The organism is Aeromicrobium sp. Leaf272, assembly GCF_001422865.1.
Classification (GTDB): Bacteria; Actinomycetota; Actinomycetes; order Propionibacteriales; family Nocardioidaceae; genus Aeromicrobium.
Map to the genome: position 1 here is coordinate 688486 of NZ_LMMY01000009.1, position 3485 is coordinate 691970.

Genomic DNA, 3485 nt, shown 5'->3' on the forward strand with positions numbered 1-3485 from the left:
CTGCATGACGGCGGCCACCAGCCCGTTGGCGACGGCGTCGCGCGGGTCCCGGCCCAGGACCTGGACCGAGCCGGACGTGGGCCTGCTGAGGCCGAGGATCATGTCGATCGTGGTGGTCTTGCCGGCCCCGTTCGGGCCGAGGAAGGCGACGACCTCGCCGGGCCGGACGGTCAGGTCGATGCCGCGGACGGCCTCGACGTCGCCGAACGAGCGGCGCACCTGCTCGAGGCGGACCGCGTCGAGCCGGGCGTCGTGCCCGGTCGTCCCCTGCTGGGAGACGGTGCTGGTCTGGTTCATGCTCCGAGCATCGTCCGGCGCCGACCGCCGTGCCCCGTCCGCACGTCACGACCTGACCGTGACGGATGTCAGGGGTGGTGGAGCGGTCTACCTCCGCAGCGATGCATGGTGACCAGGGTGGAGCTGAGGGGACTCGAACCCCTAACCCCCTGCTTGCAAAGCAGGTGCGCTACCAATTGCGCCACAGCCCCTCACGGGATCAGACCGGGTCGGTCGCCTGCTCCCAGGTGGTGCGCGTGGTCGCGNGCTTCTTCATCGTGTCCTCCTCGTGCGTCCGGTGGTGGGCCCAGCTGGACTTGAACCAGCGACCTCTTCCTTATCAGGGAAGCGCTCTAACCGAGCTGAGCTATGGGCCCGCAACAGCGATGAACTCTACCCCACCGCCCTCGTGCCGGACCAATCGGGTCAGCGGCACCGTCGTTCCCCACCATCGGTGGATCGTCAACCGCAGACGCGTGGCTGCGGTTGACGATCCACCGATGGGGGCGACAGGCAGATCAGCTGTCGGTGAAGGTGACCTCGATGCCGCCGAGGAGCTGGGCGGCGAGGTTGTACAGGTGGGCGGCGACCGTGGCGATCGCCGTCATGAGGACCACGTTGATGGCGCTGAACACCAGCGTCAGGCCCACGAGTCGGCCGAGGCCCAGGTAGTCGGTGAGGTCGAAGCTGCCCTCGCTGTCGGACAGCACGTTGGTGACCGTGCCGTTCAGCTGGTCCCAGATGCCCGTGAGGTCGAGCACGACCCAGAAGATCGTGACCGCGACGACCGAGACGATCATGAGCGCCACCGACACGACGAAGGCCAGACGGGTGACGGACCACGGCTCGACGTGCGTGAGCCGCAGACGGGCCTGGCGACCCGACGCGGACGCGGCGGAGGCGGCCGCAGCGGGGCTGGTCGCTGCGGGAGCATCGTCCTTGACCGCCGGGATGACGGCCGTGGAGTCCGGGCTCTGGCGCGTGGTGCGGGCGTAGTCGCCCGCCGTCGGCGTCGATGAACGGGACGAGCTGGACGACGTCGTGGTGGACGAGCCCGAAGCAGGAGACTTCGCCGGCGTGGACTCCGGGGTCCTCGGCGACTGCGAGGTCTTCTTGGCCTCGGCGGCCTTCTTGGCCTCGGCGCGCTTCGTGGCCGCCGACGCAGCACTCGATCGCGGTGCGCCGGGTGCGGCCTTGTCGCGCGGCGCGGCCTTGTCGGTGGGCTTCTCGGTCGACTTCGCCGCGGGCGTCCTCGGTGCAGGCTTCGCGGCGCTGCTCTCCGACGAGCTCGAGGACGACGGCCGACCGCTCGCGGCCGGACGTGCCGGGCCCGCCGGTCGGCGGGACGTGCCGTTGGACTCGTTCCTGGTCGACTCCTCCGGGGACTGGCGCGCCTCTCTCAGCGCGTCGGCCACCGTCTTCTGCGAGCGGACGGGCTTGCCGTCGCGACCGAGTCGGGGGATCTGCTGGGTGCGCGCGGCGTCGCCGGCGCCCGGGCGCGGAGCCCGGTCCTCAGGCTTCTGCGGATCGCTCACTCGTCCTGCCCCTCGTCGGTCGTGTCGGGCCCAGCGGCGTCGGCCTCGGGCGTCACGGATTCCACCGTACCGGGAGCAGCCGCCTCGGCATCTGCGTCGGGCTCCGCCGCGCCGCTCAGATCGGTGTTGCGGGCGATCGTGACCACCCGGTCGGAGCCCTTGAACTTCACGAACGTCACGCCCATCGTGCCGCGACCCTTGGCCGGGACCCCGGCCACCTGGCTGCGCGTGACCTGGCCGCTGGCCGTCACCGAGATGACGTCGTCGGTGTCCTTGAGCACGAGGCCACCGACCAGCTCACCACGGTTCTCGGTGATCTGCATGGCCTTGATGCCCAGACCNGTGAAGACGTAGAGCCGGTCCTCCTCGGGCACGTCCTCGACGGCGACGTCGGCGTGCTCGTGACGGATGACCGTCATCGACAGCAGAGCGTCGTCGCCGCGGAACTTCATGCCCGTGACGCCCGACGTGGCGCGACCCATGGGGCGCAGCTGGTCGTCGTCGGCCCGGAAGCGGATGGCCTGGGCCTTCTTGCTGATCAGCAGCAGGTCGTCGTCGGGGCCGGCCACGTCGGCACCGATGAGCGCGTCGTCGTCGTCGCGGAAGTTGATCGCGATGACGCCGGCCTGGCGCGGGCTGTTGTAGTCGGCCAGGCGGGTCTTCTTGACCAGGCCCTTGCGCGTCGCGAGCACCAGGTACGGCGCCTGCTCGTAGTCGCGGATCGCCAGCACCTGCGCGATCTCCTCGTCGGGCTGGAAGCTCAGCAGACCGGCCACGTGCCCGCCCTTGGCGTCACGTCCGGCCTCGGGCAGCTGGTAGGCCTTGGTGCGGTACACGCGGCCCGCCGTGGTGAAGAACAGGATCCAGTGGTGCGCCGTGGTCGGGAACAGGTGCTCGACGAAGTCGCCGTCGCGCAGCTGTGCCCCGCGCACGCCCTTGCCGCCGCGACCCTGCACCCGGTAGAGGTCGGTGCGGGTGCGCTTGGCGTAGCCGCCGCGCGTGATCGTGACGACGACGTCCTCGTCGGGGATGAGGTCCTCCATCGAGAGGTCGCCGTCTGCGGCCACGATGGGCGACCGGCGGTCGTCGCCGTACTTGTCGGCGATCTCGGCCAGCTCCTCGGACACGATGGTCCGCTGGCGCTCCGGCTTGGCGAGGATGTCCTTGTAGTCGGCGATCTCGCGCTCGAGCGCGGCGAGGTCGTCGATGATCTTCTGCCGCTCGAGGGCCGCCAGGCGCCGCAGCTGCATCTCGAGGATGGCGCGGGCCTGCAGCTCGTCGATGTCGAGCAGCCCGATCAGCCCGTCGCGGGCCTCCTCGACGGTGGGGCTGCGACGGATGAGGGCGATGACGTCGTCGAGTGCGTCGAGCGCCTTGACCAGGCCTCGCAGGATGTGGGCGCGCGCCTCGGCGTCGTCGAGCAGGTACTGGGTGCGTCGCTGGATGACCTCGATCTGGTGGCTGATCCAGTGCGTGATGAAGCCGTCGAGGGTGAGCGTGCGGGGCACGTCGTCGACGATCGCCAGCATGTTGGCGCTGAAGTTCGACTGCAGCTCGGTGTGCTTGTAGAGGTTGTTGAGCACCACGCGGGCGACCGCGTCGCGACGCAGCTTGACCACCAGACGGCGACCGACGCGCGAGGACGACTCGTCGTTGACGTCGGCGATGCCCTGC

General features: G+C 70.2%; 2 protein-coding genes, 2 tRNA genes and 2 pseudogenes. All 6 read right to left on the bottom strand.

Features of this window, described 5'->3' with window-relative positions:
• A pseudogene (locus ASF38_RS18945) lies at positions 1–297 on the bottom strand (ATP-binding cassette domain-containing protein); the annotation flags it as partial.
• A gap of 118 nt (positions 298–415) precedes the next feature.
• Positions 416–488 (bottom strand) — tRNA-Ala (locus ASF38_RS05000).
• Between the two features lie 87 nt (positions 489–575).
• Positions 576–653 (bottom strand) — tRNA-Ile (locus ASF38_RS05005).
• A gap of 141 nt (positions 654–794) precedes the next feature.
• A complete protein-coding gene (locus tag ASF38_RS18950) occupies positions 795–1811 on the bottom strand; it encodes a DUF3566 domain-containing protein (RefSeq protein WP_235497410.1) in 1017 nt (338 codons plus the stop codon).
• Positions 1808–2152: DNA gyrase C-terminal beta-propeller domain-containing protein (locus tag ASF38_RS18955; protein WP_304438644.1), on the bottom strand; the 345-nt coding region annotated here is incomplete at its 5' end. The genes ASF38_RS18955 and ASF38_RS18950, both read right to left, overlap by 4 nt.
• A gap of 1 nt (position 2153) precedes the next feature.
• Positions 2154–3485: pseudogene (locus tag ASF38_RS18960) on the bottom strand (DNA gyrase C-terminal beta-propeller domain-containing protein); the annotation flags it as partial.